Here is a 14,436-nt window from a genome sequence, read left to right as displayed (position 1 = left end):
AATATACTCGTGTGGCTTTTGAGGGCGAACGCCCACGGATGCCACTGTTTCACTTCCCTACACTTTTCATGACAACAACACAGCGCCCCCCGACACTGGACCCGCTTGCCGTGGCCCGCTGGCAGCGCGTGGCACCGCTGGCCTCGCCATGGCTGCATGAGGAGGTGGCCAGCCGCATGCAGGACAGGCTGCAGTGGATCAAGCTCCAGCCTCAGTCGTGGGCCCATTGGGGAGCCGTGCGCGGTGGCCTGAAGGCCCATGCGCAACTGGCCCTGAAATACCCGAAATCCGAGTGTTTTGTGGCTGAGGTCGGCGCAATGCGCGCGCAGTCAGCTATTAAAAATATAGCAAGCCCATGGTGGAAACCGGCCGGCTGGGGCCGGCAGGCGGTGCGCTTTGAGGCGCCGCCGCCTGCCGGCGTCGACATGCTGTGGGCGAACATGGCGCTGCATGAAGCCGCCGATCCGCAAGCCCTGCTGGCCGAGTGGCACCAGGCTCTCAGGGTCAACGGCTTCCTGATGTTTTCATGCCTGGGGCCCGACACCGCCATTGAGCTGCGCGAAGTCTACAAACAACTGGGCTGGCCGCCTGCAGGGCACGAGCTGACCGACATGCATGACTGGGGCGACATGCTGGTGCAGGCAGGTTTTGCCGAACCGGTGATGGACATGGAGCGCATCACGCTGACCTATGAAACCCCGGCGCGGCTGTTGCAGGAACTGGCCGAACTGGGGCGTAATTTTCATCCGGCCCGCTTTCCCGCCCTGCGTGGCCGGCACTGGAAAGCCCGGCTTGAAGAAGTACTTGCAACGCATCTGGTCAAGGGCGCAGATGGCCGGCTGTCGCTGACTTTCGAAGTCATTTACGGCCATGCCCTGAAAGCCCAGCCCAAAATAAAGGTCAGTGCGCTGAGCGCCGTCTCCGTCCAGGACATGCGCGCCATGCTGCATGACAAACGGACAAAACCCTGAGTTTTACGGGTCTCCGGAGGCCCACTGTTAATCCGGTTTTCAAGACTTGCACACGCGTTTGCGCAGGTGTATAACTTGACCGTGCATGTTCTATTTCCTATGACCACATGGTGTGGTGAGAGGAGGCCATATGAGCAGACGCATTTACTGGCTGATACCGGATGCCGCGAGTGCCAGGCAAACGGTCAGCGACCTCCTGATGGCGCGTGTGCCCGTAGGGCATATCCACTGCGCCGGGCGTGAAGGCATGAACCTGTCCGGGTTGCATCCTGCCAATGTCCTGCAGACCACCGACGTGATTTACGCGGCCGAAGCGGGGCTCCTGATAGGCGGCACGATTGGCATTGCGGCAGGCGTGCTGGTGGCCATGTATTACCCGCTCGGGATCGAGTCATTGCAGTGGGGCATGGTGGCCGTGCTGGGTGGGCTGGGCGCCCTGATAGGCGCCTGGTCGTCGAGCATGATCGGCATTTCCGTGCCCAGCCACCGCCTCAAACGTTTCCAGGCTGCCATCGAGGAAGGGCAAATCCTGCTGATGGTGGATGTGCCGCGTCCGCAGGTCAAGGCCATCGAGGACCTGCTGCGGTCATCGCATCCCGAAGCCCGTTTTGAGGGCGAGGACGCGAACACGCCTGTGTTTCCCTGATCGGTGCCGGCACGCGCCGGCCAGTCAGCACGGGAGAGAAGGGAGAGCATTTTCCACAATCGATGGAGGTGATCATGGACCTTCGCATGCATTTGTACCATTGGCAGCACGCGCCGGACTGGCCCGCTGCCGCGGTCGCCGGGCTCGCCGGGGGCGCCATCCTGATGGTGCTTGAACTGTTTTGGTCCTTCCTGGTCAGCGGCGGCAGTCCCTGGGCGGCTTCGCACATGATCGCCGCCATCGTGATGGGGCCGGGCACGCTGCAATCGTCGGAGTTCAGCCTGGGCGTTGTGGCCGTGGCGCTGGTCGCGCACTACCTGCTTGGCACCGTGTTTGGCCTGGTGCTCGGTGCCATCATCACGCCGATTTGCAGGGCCTCGGGACCGGGCCTGGTATTGCCGGCCGGGGCCCTGTTTGGCGCTGTACTGTACCTGCTGAACTTTTATGGCATGGTCCACTTCTTTCCGTGGTTCGCCGAATGGCGCGGCGCGGCGACATTTGTCATCCACCTGATTTTCGGGATGGCAGCCGCACTTCTGTACTGGAAGCTGGATCGATATGAAGCGAGCCATCCGCGATGAACCGGAAGGACGCACATGCTTTTTGCCTTTGTGCTCATCGCCATCGTCTTCGCGTCGGTGCTGTTCCACCTTGTCAGTCCCTGGTGGGCGACATCGCTGGCTTCGAACTGGCACTCGATGGACGATACGCTGACCATCACGCTGGCGGTTACAGGCCTTTTTTTTGTCGTCATCAATCTTTTCCTGGCCTACACATTGCTGCGTTACCGTCATCGCGACGGTGGGCATGCAGCCTATGAGCCTGAGAACAAAAAGCTGGAGCGCTGGCTGATCGGGATCACCGCGGTGGGCATTTCGTCACTGCTGGCGCCCGGGCTGTTTGTCTATGCAAAATACATTCACGCGCCGCGCGAGGCCATCGTGCTGGAGGTGCTGGGCCAGCAATGGCAGTGGCATTACCGCTTTCCCGGTGCAGACGGCCAGCTGGGCCTGACCGACGCACGTTTCGTCAGCACAGCCAATCCGTTCGGGCTCAATCCCGGCGATCCGGCGGGGCAGGATGATGTCCTTGTCTCCGGCGCCGAGGTGCATCTGCCGCTGGGCAAGCCGGTCAAGGTGCTTCTGCGATCACATGACGTGCTGCACGACTTCTTCGTGCCGCCGTTTCGCGCCCGCATGAACATCGTGCCGGGCCAGGTAAGCACCTTCTGGTTCACACCAACCGTGACCGGCCGCTACGAGGCGATGTGTGCCCAGCTTTGCGGCATCGGCCATCCAAACATGCGCGGCTACGTTGTGGTGGAGGGCGAGGCCGCTTTTCAGGCCTGGCTGAAAGCGCAGCCTACCTTTGCGATGGCCATGGCCGACGCCAGCCGTGCCAGTGCTGCAACGCCGGCTGCGGGCGTCGATATCCAGGTGGCCCAGGGGCAGGCGCTGGCCCAGTCCAAGGGTTGCGTGGGCTGCCACACCGTGGATGGCAGCCCGAGGGTGGGGCCGACCTGGAAGGGCCTGTACGGCAAAACCGAAACCATGCAGGACGGCTCGACCGCGCTGGTCGATGAACCCTACCTGCAGGGTTTCATACGCAACCCGCAAGCCCGTGGCGTGAAAGGCTTTGCGCCTGTCATGCCCCAAATTGAACTGAGCGATACAGAGCTGGCTGCGCTGGTAGCCTATATCCAGTCGCTGGGCAGCCCGGCTCCAGCCGCACCCGAACAGAGGGCGCAACGCTGAGAGCCCGCAAGGAACAGGAACATCATGGCCTACGCTGCACACAGCACGAGTCATTCGCAGAGCTTCTGGACCCGCTATGTCTGGAGCCAGGACCACAAGGTGATTGCCGTCCAGTACGCCTGCACCGCCATCGCCGTGGGGCTGGTCGGCCTGGTGTTGTCCAACCTGATGCGGCTGCAGCTGGGTTTTCCGGGCCGGTTCGAGTTCATCAACGTTGAGCGCTACTACCAGTTCGTCACCATGCACGGCATGATCATGGTGATCTACCTGCTCACCGCCCTGTTTCTTGGCGGTTTCGGCAACTACCTGATCCCGCTGATGGTGGGCGCGCGTGACATGGTGTTCCCCTACCTCAACATGCTGAGTTTCTGGGTTTACCTGCTGTCGGTGCTGGTGCTGATGAGCAGTTTTTTTGTGCCGGGCGGACCCACCGGCGCGGGCTGGACGCTGTACCCGCCGCAGGCCATCCTGCCGGGCACGCCGGGGCATGACTGGGGCATCATCACCATGCTGGTGTCGCTGCTGATCTTCATTGTCGCCACCACCATGGGCGGCCTCAACTATGTCACCACGGTGCTGCAGGCACGCTGCGAGGGCATGACGCTGCTGCGCATGCCGCTGTCGGTCTGGGGTATTTTTGTGGCCACCATTCTTGCGCTGCTGGCCTTCCCTGCGCTGTTCGTCAGCGGCGTGATGATGCTGCTCGACAAGACGCTGGGCACCAGCTTTTTCATGCCGGCACTGGTGTCGATGGGGCAGGTGAGCAATTACAAGGGTGGCAGCCCGCTGCTGTTCCAGCACCTGTTCTGGTTCTTCGGCCACCCCGAGGTCTACATCGTGGCGCTGCCGGCTTTCGGCATCGTTTCCGACCTGATCAGCGTGCATGCGCGCAAGGCCATTTTCGGCTACCGCACCATGGTGTGGGCCATCGTCATCATCGGGGGCTTGAGCTTTGTCGTGTGGGCGCACCACATGTTCGTCAGCGGCATGAATCCCTGGTTCGGTTTTTTCTTTGCCACCAGCACGCTGATCATCGCGGTGCCGACCGCCATAAAGGTCTACAACTGGGTGCTGACGCTCTGGCGCGGTGATATTCACCTGACGGTGCCCATGCTGTTCACACTGGCCTTCATCCTGACCTTCCTGGCCGGCGGGTTGACCGGGCTGTTCCTGGGCAATGTCAGCGTGGACATCCCGCTGTCGGGAACCTACTTCGTGGTGGCGCACTTCCATATGGTGATGGGCGTGGCGCCCTTGCTGGTGGTGTTTGGTGGCATTTACCACTGGTTCCCCAAGGTGACCGGGCGCATGCTGGACGACCGGATTGGCAGGCTGCACTTCTGGATTACCTTCCTGGGCACTTACCTGATCTACTTTCCCATGCATTACCTCGGCGTGCTTGGCATGCCGCGGCGCTACTACAACTACGAGAACTACCAGTTCATCCCTGCATCGGCCTACTCGCTGAATACCTTCATCACGGTGGTGGCCCTGGTTGTTGGCGCGGCGCAGCTGTTGTATGTCTTTAACCTGGTCTGGAGTACTTTCCGCGGCCGGCGGGCCGACGCCAACCCGTGGCGCGCTGCCTCGCTGGAGTGGCAGACACCCGCGACACCACCGCAGCACGGCAACTGGGGGCCGCATTTGCCGGTGGTCTATCGATGGGCTTACGCCTACAGCGTTCCCGGTGCACCGCAGGACTTCATTGCGCAAAATGCACCGCCCGAGGCCGGTGGACAGGAGCCCGGCCCGCACACCGGTTTGCACCGGGCAGAAGGAGCGGTCGCATGAGTGCTCTTGTGTCACATGTACCGACGGCCTGGCCGCCGGACCGCCGCGCAGCCAGCACGGCCATCGGCCTGTGGGTGTTCATGGGTGTGGCCACCGCCTTGTTCTCGTTGTTCACGCTGGCCTATGCGATGCGCATGGACAGCGGTGACTGGTCACCGATTGCCATGCCCTGGCAGCTGTGGCTCAGTACGGCATTGCTGGTGGCCGGCAGCGCATTGCTGCAGCGGGCCGGCGCGGCGGCGCGGGGCAACCACTGGGCCGCGACCCGCGCGCAACTGTGGGTTGGTGGCGTCTGTGCGCTGGCCTTCCTGGGTGTGCAACTCTGGGCCTGGCAAGCGCTGCTGGCCGCCCAGGTCATGCCGGCCGGCAATCCGGCAGCCAGCTTTTTCTACCTGCTGACAGCCATGCACGGGCTTCACGTGGCCGGCGGCCTTGTCGGGTGGGGGTTGACGATGCACGGCGCAGGTCGTGCGGCCGATGCGGCGTTCGCCTGGCGCATCACGTTGTGCGCGCGTTACTGGCACTTCCTGCTGGCGGTGTGGCTGGTGCTGTTTGCCGCGCTGGTCTGGCTGACGCCCGAGGCCGTGCGCTGGATCTGCGGCAGGGGCTGAACGCCGGCACGAACTTCTGGAGGCATCATGAATACCACGGCATCAATGGCTTCACCTCCCGGCACCGCCATCGGCGCGGTGGCCGGCTGGCGCGGGCTGGTGGCCGACTGGTCGTCCGACCGCGAAGCCTTCCACGTCTCGTGGGGCAAGGCGATGATGTGGATATTCCTGCTGAGCGACACCTTCATCTTCAGCTGTTTCCTCACCGGCTACATGACGGTGCGCGTCTCGACCACCGTGCCCTGGCCCAACCCCAGCCAGGTTTTCGCCTTGAACGTGGGTGGTGCCGATGTGCCTTTGCTGTTGATCGCGATCATGACCTTCGTACTCATCAGCAGCAGCGGCACCATGGCCATGGCGGTGAACTGCGCCTTCCGGCGCGACCGCATCAACGCGGCCACGCTGATGATCGTGACTGCCGCGCTGGGTGAGACCTTCGTCACCATGCAGGCGTTTGAGTGGTCCAAGCTGATCCTGCACGAGGGCATCCGGCCATGGGGTAACCCTATGGGGGCCGCCCAGTTCGGCTCGGCCTTTTTCATGATCACCGGTTTTCACGGCCTGCACGTGACCGCTGGCGTGATCTACCTGCTGGTGGTGGCCACGCGCCTGCTGCGCGGGCGCTATGAGCAGGCAGGGAGCTACCAGATCGTCGAAATCGCCGGGCTGTACTGGCATTTCGTCGACCTGGTCTGGGTTTTCATCTTTGCGCTCTTTTATCTCTGGTGAGGCTTTGCCATGTCTCCTGCCGGCCAGCAACATCCGATCAGCCTTTACCTCAAGGTATGGGGCCTGCTGTTCGTGCTCAGCACGATGTCATACCTGGTGGATTACTTCCACTTCCAGGGTTATTTGCGCTGGGGCCTGATCCTGTTCTTCATGCTGCTGAAGGCCGGGCTCATTGTCGGGGTGTTCATGCACATGGCCTGGGAGCGGCTGGCGCTGGTCTGTGCCGTCCTGCTGCCGCCGCTGGCCGTGCTGGTACTGGTCGGCCTGATGGCAGCCGAGGCCGACCATACTTTCCTCACCCGCCTGTTCTTTTTCCGTTAGGGACTGGCTTCCTGGCCGGGTAAAACGCATCCCTGCAGCCCTTCATGCCGGCCACTTGGGCGCGGGTTGGCGCCGGTAAACAGGGCTACAATTACCTGTTGAATTTTGGGTGTATTCTCCAGCGTCATACGGCCAAGACGGACTATTGGCTGAAGTTTTTTGAGGGTTGCAACGTGCCGCAGCCAGCATCAGCGTTGCGTTTTGCCGCTTTGCCCGCGCAGGGCAGCCATGACCATGAGGTTGTGCAGTGGCTTCTCAAACGTCAATGTTCACTCACGCCCACCCAGCTCGGGTGGCTGTACGTGTCGCTGTGCTGCATGTCTTTGGGTATCGCAGCATTTTTCTGGGCCAGGGGCGCCACGCTGGTGATGCCTTTTGCCTGGGCCGAACTGCTGGCTGTGGGGGCGGCGTTTCTGGTGTACGCCCGGCATGCGGGTGACAGGGAAAAAATTGTCCTTCAGGGCGGGCAGCTGGTTGTTGAGCTGGAGACGGCGGGGCGCACGCAGCGGTCCGAGTTCAACCGGGAGTGGGTGAGGGTTGAGCCGAGGGATGGGGACGGTTCGCTGATCGAGGTGTCGGGGCAAGGCCGGTCGGTACAGGTAGGGCGGCACCTGCGGCCTGAGCTTCGGCCGGCGCTGGCGCGAGAGATACGCTTTGCCTTGCGGACCTGCTGACAGGCCCTGGAAATTTTGAGTCGGTCGGGGCCTGCCGGTAGGGTCTGCGGCTAACTTTATAATCAGCAGGTTAATTTGGCTGGCAATTGAAAATATAGAAGCAGATTGAGTGATCACGATGAACGTAGGTAACACCATGAGAAAAATGACACGGCTTGGCATTCAGCCTGTAGCCGCAATTCTGGGATTTGCGGCCGCGTGGGTCAGCACCGCTGCTTATGCCGTCAATGATTTACCTGGTGGCCCTGCTGTCCGACAGCTCAACCTGCACCCCGCAGTCACCAAGATTGCCGAAGAGCAGCACTGGCTGCACTGGTTCATGATGATCATCAGTCTCGTGATCTTCGTGGCCGTATTCGCCGTGATGTTCTATTCGATCTGGAAGCACCGCAAGTCGCAAGGCCACAAGGCCGCCAACTTCCACGAGTCCACCACCGTTGAAATCGCCTGGACCATTGTTCCTTTCCTCATCGTGATCGGCATGGCGCTGCCGGCCACCAAAGTGCTGGTGGCCCAAAAAGACACCACCAGTGCCGACCTGACCATCAAGACCACCGGAATGCAGTGGAAATGGGGTTATGACTACATCAAGGGCGAGGGTGAGGGCATCGGTTTTATCTCCACGCTCGACAGCACCCAGCGCGAAATGTCCAACAACGGCGGCCCCAAGGGCGCTGATGTGCCTGACGACTACCTGCTCAAGGTGGACAACCCCATGGTTGTGCCTGTCAACAAGAAGATCCGCATCATCACCACGGCCAATGACGTGATTCATGCTTTTGCGGTCAACTCGCTGGGCATCAAGCAGGATGCGATTCCCGGTTTTGTCCGTGACACATGGTTCCGCGCAGAAAAAATCGGCAGCTACTACGGCCAGTGCCAGGAACTCTGCGGCAAGGAACACGCCTACATGCCCATCCACGTGAAAGTGGTTTCGGCAGAGGATTACACCGCCTGGGTGGCAGCAAAAAACAAGGAAGCCGCGGCCAAGGCGGATGATCCGTCCAAGGTCTGGACGCTGGCAGACATCAAGGTTCGTGGCGAGAAGGTTTACGCGGCGAACTGCGCGGCCTGCCACCAGGCCAACGGCAAGGGCGCTGGCCCGATCAAGCCGCTGGACGGTTCGGCCATCGTGCTGGATACCGACCACAACAAGCAGCTCCAGGTTCTGCTGCACGGTGCCAACAATGGCGCCATGCCTTCCTGGAAGGCACTCAGCGATACAGACCTGGCTGCAGTTGCGAGCTACACCAAGAACAACTGGTCCAACCAGACCGGCCAACTGGTCCAGCCTTCTGAAGTACTGGCCGCGCGCAAATAAGCCGCACCGTGACGCAGAGCCCATCCGGTACGCAATCAATACCTGAAGCGCCAGACCATACTGTCGGCCGCAAAGACAAAGTTACAGGCACAAGCCACCAAAGGAAGCCAAGATGAGTGCAGTTCTAGACCATCACGATCACGCTGAGCATGATCACCACGACCACGCGCCCACGGGCTGGCGCCGGTGGGTGTTCGCGACCAACCACAAAGACATTGGCACGCTGTACCTGTTGTTCAGTTTTTTCATGTTGATGTTTGGCGGCGTGCTGGCCCTGCTGATCCGCGCCGAGCTGTTCCAGCCCGGCCTGCAACTGGTCAACCCCGAGCTGTTTAACCAGCTCACCACCATGCACGGCCTGATCATGGTGTTCGGCGCCATCATGCCGGCCTTCGTGGGTTTCGCCAACTGGATGATTCCCTTGCAGATCGGCGCGGCCGACATGGCTTTTGCCCGCATGAACAACTTCAGCTTCTGGCTGCTGATTCCTGCCGGCCTGATGCTGGTGGGCTCCTTCTTCATGCCAGGCGGCGCACCCGCTGCCGGCTGGACGCTGTATGCACCGCTGACGCTGCAAATGGGTCCATCCATGGATGCCGGTATTTTTGCCATGCACATCCTGGGTGCCTCGTCCATCATGGGTTCGATCAACATCATCGTGACCATCCTGAACATGCGCGCCCCCGGCATGACCTTGATGAAGATGCCAATGTTCTGCTGGACCTGGCTGATCACCGCCTACCTGCTGATCGCCGTGATGCCGGTGCTGGCCGGTGCCATCACCATGACGCTGACGGATCGCCACTTCGGCACCAGCTTCTTCAACCCCGCCGGCGGCGGCGACCCGGTGATGTACCAGCACATCTTCTGGTTCTTCGGCCACCCTGAGGTGTACATCATGATCTTGCCGGCTTTCGGCATCATCAGCCAGATCATTCCGGCTTTTGCACGCAAGCGCCTCTTCGGCTACGCCTCCATGGTGTACGCCACCGGCTCCATCGCCATCCTGAGCTTTGTCGTCTGGGCGCACCACATGTTCACCACCGGCATGCCGGTGACGGGCCAGCTGTTCTTCATGTACTCGACCATGCTGATTGCCGTGCCTACTGGCGTGAAGGTGTTCAACTGGATCGCCACGATGTGGCGGGGCTCGATGACTTTCGAAACCCCCATGCTGTTTGCGGTGGGCTTCATTTTCGTGTTCACCATCGGTGGCCTGACGGGCGTGATCCTGGCCATTTCGCCGATTGACACCCAGCTGCAGGACACCTATTACGTGGTGGCGCATTTCCACTACGTGCTGGTTGCCGGTTCCCTGTACGCCATGTTTGCCGGTTTCTACTACTGGAGCCCGAAGTGGACCGGCGTGATGTACAACGAAACCCGCGGCAAGATCCACTTCTGGTGGTCGCTGATTTCCTTTAACGTGACGTTCTTCCCCATGCACTTCCTGGGCCTGGCCGGTATGCCGCGTCGTTATGCCGACTACCCGATGCAGTTTGCGGATTTCAACGCCATCGCCAGCGTGGGCGGCTTCTTCTTCGGTTTTGCACAGCTGTATTTCTTCCTGTTCATCGTGGTGCCCACGATGCGCGGCAAGGGTGCCCCGGCCCCGCAAAACCCATGGATGGACGAAGGCGGCAAAGGTGCAGAAGGCCTGGAGTGGGAAGTCCCGTCGCCTGCGCCTTTCCATACCTTTGAAACCCCGCCCAAGCTCGACATCACCGCAACCCGCGTGATCGGCTGAGCCGCCAGCTGGCAAGGGTCCCGGTCTGCATCATGACAACACCTGAACAAAAGAAGAGCAACCTGCGCCTGGCATGGATACTGGCGTCGATTGCGCTTGTCTTTTTTGCCGGGTTCATGGCCAAGATGATTTTCCTGAGCCATTGAACCCGCAAGGCATGTGATGCAGATCAAGCGCGAAAACTTCAGGATGGTGGGCAAGCTGGGCGTGATCGTGCTCGGCATGTTCTGCTTTGGTTATGCGCTGGTGCCGATTTACAAAGCCATTTGCGAAATGACCGGCATCAACGTGCTTGCGCTCGGCGACCGGCAAATCCCTGGTGCGACGCCCAAGCTGCCGGCCAACACGCAGGTGGATTTGACGCGCACCATCACGGTTGAGTTTGATGCCAATTCGCGCGGCCCCTGGCATTTCAAGCCGGCGCAAAGCAGCCTGCAAGTGCATCCCGGTGAACTGACCACGGTGATGTACGAGTTCCAGAACGTGCAGAACCGCACCATGTCCGCCCAGGCGATTCCCAGCTATGCACCGGCCCAGGCCGGGGCCCATTTCAACAAGCTGGAGTGTTTTTGCTTCAGCCAGTACACGCTGGCGCCCGGCGAGAAAAAGCAGTGGCCGGTGGCTTTTGTGATCGACCCGAAACTCTCGAAGGACGTGAGCACCATCACGCTGTCTTACACATTTTTTGAAGTCGGCGGGAAAACACCTGCCGCACCGCAGGCCTCCAACGGGGTCGTCCTGAATGTCGCCACGATTGCGCCGCAACAGGCTGCGGGGATATGAACATGGCAACGCCAACACCACCCGTGCACAAACGCAAGGGTTCGATTTTCCGGACCATCAAGGCCGTGTTGTGGTCTTTTGTCGGCCTGCGTGCCCGTGGTGATTATGAAAAGGATGTGGATCAGCTGAATCCTGTCCATATCGTGATCATCGGCTTGATCGGTGCCGCGATTTTTGTTGGTGGCCTGATTCTTCTGGCTACCTGGGTTGTCAGCAAATAGGCCGCATTTGCGTGCCGCTCTGCCCCTTGTGAATTGAATTTTGGAATTTAGCGAAAACAGGAGTTGGGAATGTCTTCAATATCGTCTTCAGTAGCCCCCGGGGCAGCACCCTATTACTATGTGCCCGCGCCGTCGCGCCATCCCGTGATGGCATCGATAGGCCTGTTTTTTGTCATTTTGGGCGGTGCGGAATGGATCAATGGTGCCGGCTGGGGTGCTTACGCGCTGGCATTCGGCATGGTCTGGTGGCTGGTGACCTTGTTCATGTGGTTCAGCGAATCCGTGCGCGAGAGTGAAGGCGGTTTGTACGGTTACAAGATTGACCTGTCCTACCGCTGGAGCATGAGCTGGTTTATTTTTTCCGAAGTCATGTTCTTCGGCGCATTTTTCACCGCCCTGTGGTGGGCCCGCGCGCATTCGGTGCCGGCATTGGGCGACCTCGAAAACGCCTTGCTCTGGCCTGATTTCAAGGCTGTCTGGCCCAGCATGGCTGCCGGCGTGACGGCATCGCCAGCTGACATCATTGAGCCCTTCCAGACGGTTGGACCTTTCTGGCTGCCAACCATCAATACCGCGCTGCTGCTGAGCTCTGGCGTGACCCTGACGATTGCCCACCACGCGTTGCGTGAAGGCCACCGCGCAAAAACCATCGGTTTCATGTGGGTCACGGTACTGCTTGGCATCATCTTCCTGCTTGTCCAGGGTTATGAATACCACCATGCCTATTCGGACCTGAACCTCAAGCTCACTTCCGGAGTGTACGGTTCGACCTTTTATCTGCTGACCGGTTTCCACGGTTTCCACGTGTTTGTTGGCATGTTGATGCTGCTGTTCATCACGCTGCGCCTGCAAAAAGGCCACTTCACCGCCGACAAGCATTTCGGTTTTGAAGGTGCTGCCTGGTACTGGCACTTTGTGGACGTGGTGTGGCTGGGCCTTTACATCCTTGTTTACTGGCTGTAGGCAATCCGCATTGCCATGACCACCGGGCGTTTTGTCCGGTGTGTCGTCCGTTAAAAAGGCCGCATTGTGCGGCCTTTGTTTTTTTGAGGTTTTTTCTTTTTTATCGCCCTACGGGAATTCCTGTCGGCTGGATGTATCCCAGCTTCCAGGCCACCAAGATGCAGACAAACAGCAATACCGAAAACCCGATGCGGAACGCCAGCGCGCGTGCCATGTTGCTTGTTTTTGCCTTGCCGTTGGTGCCGTCTTTCATCATGAAAAACAGCGCCGAAGCCAGGCTGCCCAGGATGGCCAGAAAAGCGAGTGCTACAAGATACTTCATGGGCAGGATTATCCGCCCATGACACCGACCCTGTATGGACCGCGGTTTTGGTTTGTAACGGCGGCGGCCCTGTTGGTTGCTGCGGTTACGTTTTCCCTGGGCCAGTGGCAACTGAGCCGCGCAGCCCAGAAAGAAGCCCTGCAGTCCGCGATTGAGTCGCAGGGGCGCCTGGCTGCGCTGGACAACCCGGCACTGCTGGCGATGCAGAACATCACCGATGCCGTTCACCGTCCAGCCACGCTCAGCGGTGTCTGGCAATCCGGGCACACGGTGTTCCTGGACAACCGGCCCATGGACGGGAAAACCGGTTTTGTAGTCGTGACACCGCTGGCGCTGGCGGGCAGCCCGCAGGTCATCCTGGTGCAACGCGGCTGGGTGCCGCGCAACTTCACCGACCGCACGCGCCTTCCCGATATTCCAACGCCGCCGGGGCTTGTGACCGTGAGCGGCCGTATTGCCCCGCCGCCGTCCAAGCTATACGAGTTCAAGGGGGCCGAGAGCGGCCGTATCCGGCAAAATATGGACCTGCCTGCGTTTGCCGGCGAAATTGCCTTGCCCTTGCTGCCGGTTTCCATGCTGCAAACGGGTGCAGCCAGCGAAGGCCTGCTGCGTGACTGGGCGGCGCCCAACCTGGGTGTGGAAAAACATTACGGTTATGCCTTCCAGTGGTTCGGCCTTTGCGCGCTGGTTGTCTTTCTCTATTTCTGGTTCCAGATCATTTCGCCCCTGCGCCTCAAACGCCTTAAACAAACCCAAGAGCGCCCAACGCCGTGACCCAAAGCAATTCTGAACAAGCCATGCAAACCAGCCAAGACCAGCCCCTGGGCCTGACCGTGCACACCCTGCCGGTGCCGGGCCAGGATACGTCCCGCAATACAACTTCTGGCCGCTGGAAGATGCTGGCCGTGTTGCTGGCGTGTGCCGCGCCCGTGCTCGCCTCGTATTTCACCTATTACGTGATCCGGCCGGAAGGCCGCCGCAATTATGGTGAGCTGGTTGAGCCCCAGCGGCCCTTGCCCGCCATGACAACGCAATCGCTTGAAGGCAAACCCGGCGAGTTGACAGCGCTCAAGGGCCAATGGCTTCTGATGAGCGTCGCCGGCGCCGCATGCGACGAGGCTTGCCAGCAGCGCCTGTATTTCCAGCGGCAGCTGCGTGAAGCGCTGGGCAAGGAAAAAGACCGCCTCGACTGGATCTGGCTGGTTACGGACCAGGCCGCGGTTGACAATCGTCTGCTCCCGGCGTTGGCCTCGTCCACCGTATTGCGTGTGCCTGCGGATGCGCTGGCGCAGTGGCTGCCGCCCGCTGCCGGCCAGCGCCTCGAAGACCATCTTTACCTGGTAGACCCGCTGGGTAATTTGATGATGCGTTTCCCGGCCAATATGGATGCGGCCAGCGCAGCCAAGGCCAAGCGTGACCTGGACCGCCTCTTGCGTGCGTCCGCCGGTTGGGACAAAGAGGGCCGAGGATGACCCCCACGCTCCCCACTTCGTGTGGTTCGCTGCCCCCCGAGGGGGCCGCTGCGCCTGCGGCCCGGCAAAGCCGGTTCCGCGGCCCCTGCTTGCACGGAGCTCCATCACGC

At 60.7% G+C, this 14,436-nt stretch carries 18 protein-coding genes; 17 read left to right on the top strand and 1 reads right to left on the bottom strand.

Annotated elements, in window-relative coordinates; genetic code table 11:
• Positions 1-68: 68 nt before the first annotated feature.
• From ACFQND_RS14845 to ACFQND_RS14775, 15 genes are all read left to right on the top strand, one after another.
• Positions 69-971 (top strand): biotin synthase, encoded by a 903-nt coding sequence (locus tag ACFQND_RS14845; RefSeq protein WP_371436673.1) that lies wholly within the window; start codon positions 69-71, stop codon positions 969-971.
• 130 nt (positions 972-1,101) lie between these two features.
• Positions 1,102-1,617, top strand: coding sequence for a DUF1269 domain-containing protein (locus ACFQND_RS14840; protein WP_371436672.1), 516 nt, complete (start codon positions 1,102-1,104; stop codon positions 1,615-1,617).
• Between the two features lie 74 nt (positions 1,618-1,691).
• Positions 1,692-2,198 carry a hypothetical protein gene (locus ACFQND_RS14835; protein ID WP_371436671.1) on the top strand — a complete coding sequence of 169 codons (507 nt, stop codon included), beginning with the start codon at positions 1,692-1,694 and terminating at the stop codon, positions 2,196-2,198.
• Positions 2,199-2,213: 15 nt separating this feature from the next.
• Positions 2,214-3,371, top strand: coding sequence for a c-type cytochrome (locus ACFQND_RS14830; RefSeq protein ID WP_371436670.1), 1,158 nt, complete (start codon positions 2,214-2,216; stop codon positions 3,369-3,371).
• 24 nt (positions 3,372-3,395) lie between these two features.
• The gene (ctaD, locus tag ACFQND_RS14825) at positions 3,396-5,162 is read left to right on the top strand and encodes a cytochrome c oxidase subunit I (RefSeq protein WP_371436669.1); all 1,767 of its coding nucleotides are present in this window, start codon (positions 3,396-3,398) and stop codon (positions 5,160-5,162) included.
• Positions 5,159-5,773, top strand: a complete 615-nt coding sequence (locus ACFQND_RS14820) for a bb3-type cytochrome oxidase subunit III (RefSeq protein ID WP_371436668.1) — start codon at positions 5,159-5,161, stop codon at positions 5,771-5,773. Before ctaD (ACFQND_RS14825) ends, ACFQND_RS14820 begins: the two co-directional genes overlap by 4 nt.
• A 27-nt stretch (positions 5,774-5,800) precedes the next feature.
• On the top strand, positions 5,801-6,502 hold the full coding sequence (locus tag ACFQND_RS14815; protein WP_371436667.1) for a heme-copper oxidase subunit III family protein: 702 nt from the start codon (positions 5,801-5,803) through the stop codon (positions 6,500-6,502).
• Between the two features lie 9 nt (positions 6,503-6,511).
• Positions 6,512-6,823, top strand: a complete 312-nt coding sequence (locus ACFQND_RS14810) for a cytochrome C oxidase subunit IV family protein (RefSeq protein ID WP_371436666.1) — start codon at positions 6,512-6,514, stop codon at positions 6,821-6,823.
• A 173-nt stretch (positions 6,824-6,996) separates the two neighbouring features.
• The gene (locus ACFQND_RS14805) at positions 6,997-7,497 is read left to right on the top strand and encodes a DUF2244 domain-containing protein (protein WP_371436665.1); all 501 of its coding nucleotides are present in this window, start codon (positions 6,997-6,999) and stop codon (positions 7,495-7,497) included.
• A 145-nt stretch (positions 7,498-7,642) separates the two neighbouring features.
• Positions 7,643-8,818: a cytochrome c oxidase subunit II gene (gene coxB / locus ACFQND_RS14800; protein ID WP_371436739.1), complete on the top strand. Its 1,176-nt coding sequence runs from the start codon at positions 7,643-7,645 to the stop codon at positions 8,816-8,818.
• 112 nt (positions 8,819-8,930) lie between these two features.
• On the top strand, positions 8,931-10,565 hold the full coding sequence (gene ctaD, locus ACFQND_RS14795) for a cytochrome c oxidase subunit I (protein WP_377414017.1): 1,635 nt from the start codon (positions 8,931-8,933) through the stop codon (positions 10,563-10,565).
• A gap of 32 nt (positions 10,566-10,597) precedes the next feature.
• On the top strand, positions 10,598-10,711 hold the full coding sequence (locus ACFQND_RS14790; protein WP_371438382.1) for a cytochrome oxidase small assembly protein: 114 nt from the start codon (positions 10,598-10,600) through the stop codon (positions 10,709-10,711).
• Positions 10,712-10,727: 16 nt separating this feature from the next.
• Positions 10,728-11,348, top strand: a complete 621-nt coding sequence (locus tag ACFQND_RS14785; protein ID WP_371438381.1) for a cytochrome c oxidase assembly protein — start codon at positions 10,728-10,730, stop codon at positions 11,346-11,348.
• Between the two features lie 2 nt (positions 11,349-11,350).
• Positions 11,351-11,569 carry a DUF2970 domain-containing protein gene (locus ACFQND_RS14780; protein WP_371438380.1) on the top strand — a complete coding sequence of 73 codons (219 nt, stop codon included), beginning with the start codon at positions 11,351-11,353 and terminating at the stop codon, positions 11,567-11,569.
• A 69-nt stretch (positions 11,570-11,638) separates the two neighbouring features.
• Entirely contained in the window at positions 11,639-12,532 is an 894-nt protein-coding gene (locus ACFQND_RS14775) for a cytochrome c oxidase subunit 3 (RefSeq protein ID WP_371438379.1), read from the top strand.
• A gap of 100 nt (positions 12,533-12,632) precedes the next feature.
• Here the strand turns inward: ACFQND_RS14775 and ACFQND_RS14770 are convergent, their stop codons facing one another.
• A complete protein-coding gene (locus ACFQND_RS14770; protein WP_371438378.1) occupies positions 12,633-12,854 on the bottom strand; it encodes a twin transmembrane helix small protein in 222 nt (73 codons plus the stop codon).
• An 18-nt stretch (positions 12,855-12,872) separates the two neighbouring features.
• On the opposite strand from ACFQND_RS14770, the gene ACFQND_RS14765 reads away from it, so the two are divergent.
• Positions 12,873-13,628 carry an SURF1 family protein gene (locus ACFQND_RS14765; RefSeq protein WP_371438377.1) on the top strand — a complete coding sequence of 252 codons (756 nt, stop codon included), beginning with the start codon at positions 12,873-12,875 and terminating at the stop codon, positions 13,626-13,628.
• Positions 13,629-13,651: 23 nt separating this feature from the next.
• Complete coding sequence (locus ACFQND_RS14760; RefSeq protein WP_371438376.1) at positions 13,652-14,326, top strand: hypothetical protein; 675 nt, start codon at positions 13,652-13,654, stop codon at positions 14,324-14,326.
• Positions 14,327-14,436 lie beyond the last annotated feature (110 nt).

The sequence above is a fragment of the Polaromonas aquatica genome (assembly GCF_042659145.1).
Taxonomy (GTDB): domain Bacteria; phylum Pseudomonadota; class Gammaproteobacteria; order Burkholderiales; family Burkholderiaceae_C; genus Polaromonas; species Polaromonas aquatica.
Note: the sequence above shows the minus strand (reverse complement) of the source record. Positions and strands in the feature narration are given on the sequence as shown.

Excerpts from the sequence above, each read along its gene's own strand:
- ACFQND_RS14845 (WP_371436673.1), top strand. The coding sequence starts at position 69 with ATGACAACAACACAGCGCCCCCCGACACTGGACCCGCTTGCCGTGGCC.
- ACFQND_RS14840 (WP_371436672.1), top strand. The coding sequence starts at position 1,102 with ATGAGCAGACGCATTTACTGGCTGATACCGGATGCCGCGAGTGCCAGG.
- ACFQND_RS14835 (WP_371436671.1), top strand. The coding sequence starts at position 1,692 with ATGGACCTTCGCATGCATTTGTACCATTGGCAGCACGCGCCGGACTGG.
- ACFQND_RS14830 (WP_371436670.1), top strand. The coding sequence starts at position 2,214 with ATGCTTTTTGCCTTTGTGCTCATCGCCATCGTCTTCGCGTCGGTGCTG.
- ctaD (WP_371436669.1), top strand. The coding sequence starts at position 3,396 with ATGGCCTACGCTGCACACAGCACGAGTCATTCGCAGAGCTTCTGGACC.
- ACFQND_RS14820 (WP_371436668.1), top strand. The coding sequence starts at position 5,159 with ATGAGTGCTCTTGTGTCACATGTACCGACGGCCTGGCCGCCGGACCGC.
- ACFQND_RS14815 (WP_371436667.1), top strand. The coding sequence starts at position 5,801 with ATGAATACCACGGCATCAATGGCTTCACCTCCCGGCACCGCCATCGGC.
- ACFQND_RS14810 (WP_371436666.1), top strand. The coding sequence starts at position 6,512 with ATGTCTCCTGCCGGCCAGCAACATCCGATCAGCCTTTACCTCAAGGTA.
- coxB (WP_371436739.1), top strand. The coding sequence starts at position 7,643 with ATGACACGGCTTGGCATTCAGCCTGTAGCCGCAATTCTGGGATTTGCG.
- ctaD (WP_377414017.1), top strand. The coding sequence starts at position 8,931 with ATGAGTGCAGTTCTAGACCATCACGATCACGCTGAGCATGATCACCAC.
- ACFQND_RS14790 (WP_371438382.1), top strand. The coding sequence starts at position 10,598 with ATGACAACACCTGAACAAAAGAAGAGCAACCTGCGCCTGGCATGGATA.
- ACFQND_RS14785 (WP_371438381.1), top strand. The coding sequence starts at position 10,728 with ATGCAGATCAAGCGCGAAAACTTCAGGATGGTGGGCAAGCTGGGCGTG.
- ACFQND_RS14780 (WP_371438380.1), top strand. The coding sequence starts at position 11,351 with ATGGCAACGCCAACACCACCCGTGCACAAACGCAAGGGTTCGATTTTC.
- ACFQND_RS14775 (WP_371438379.1), top strand. The coding sequence starts at position 11,639 with ATGTCTTCAATATCGTCTTCAGTAGCCCCCGGGGCAGCACCCTATTAC.
- ACFQND_RS14770 (WP_371438378.1), bottom strand. The coding sequence starts at position 12,854 with ATGAAGTATCTTGTAGCACTCGCTTTTCTGGCCATCCTGGGCAGCCTG.
- ACFQND_RS14765 (WP_371438377.1), top strand. The coding sequence starts at position 12,873 with ATGACACCGACCCTGTATGGACCGCGGTTTTGGTTTGTAACGGCGGCG.
- ACFQND_RS14760 (WP_371438376.1), top strand. The coding sequence starts at position 13,652 with ATGCAAACCAGCCAAGACCAGCCCCTGGGCCTGACCGTGCACACCCTG.